This window comes from Pseudonocardia sp. SID8383 (assembly GCF_009864975.1).
GTDB classification, from domain to species: Bacteria; Actinomycetota; Actinomycetes; order Mycobacteriales; family Pseudonocardiaceae; genus Pseudonocardia; species Pseudonocardia alni.
The window spans coordinates 1-743 of record NZ_WWFY01000096.1 but is presented as its reverse complement, the minus strand read 5'-3'; the positions used below and the strand labels follow the sequence as shown (position 1 = coordinate 743).

At 77.0% G+C, this 743-nt stretch carries 1 pseudogene; it reads left to right on the top strand.

What is annotated here, in order from left to right:
* Positions 1-225 precede the first annotated feature (225 nt).
* A pseudogene (locus GTW08_RS02210) lies at positions 226-743 on the top strand (radical SAM protein); the annotation flags it as partial.

Here is a 743-nt window from a genome sequence, read left to right as displayed (position 1 = left end):
CCCGAGGCGCCCGGGGGTCGGTCCTCGGCGCGCCGCCGCCCACCCGTCCGCGGGGCGGCGGGACGCCCGCCGTCGGGGGCGGACGGGTCGCGCGGGACGGGCGGAGGCGGGGGCACCTCCGCATCCTTGCAAACGATCTTCGACCTGCGGGCTGCCGTTCGCCCGGACGCGACCGCCCGGCGACGACCGGTTGTCCGGCGTTCGAACTTGTGTTCGACTGACTCGGTGCGATGGAACGGACAGCAGGTCGGGGCGGACGGTGTCGGGAACGCGACGGCGCTGCCGGGGATGCGGGGGTTGCTGCGCTCGGTGCGCACGCCGGGGTTCGCGGACACGGTGTTCCACGAGGTCGAGGCGCGCTCGGTGCTGAACCGGGTGCCGTCGTCGTCGCCGGTGCCGTTCGGCTGGACGGTCAACCCCTACCGCGGCTGCTCGCACGCGTGCACCTACTGCCTCGTCCCGGAGACCCCGGTGCTCACCGCGGACGGCCGGTCGCGGCCGATCGGGGAGCTGCGCCCGGGTGACGAGGTGGTCGGCACCGTCGCCGACGGCGGCGGTCGGCGCCGCTTCGTCCGCACCCCGGTGCTCGCGCGCTGGTCGACGCGGCGCCGCGCCCAGGAGGTGACCCTCGACGACGGCACGCGGCTCGTCACCTCCGCCGAGCACCGCTTCCTCACCACCTCCGGCTGGGCGCACGTGCGCCCGGGGCGCTGCCGGGCCTCCGCGGACCGGCCGCACCTGGG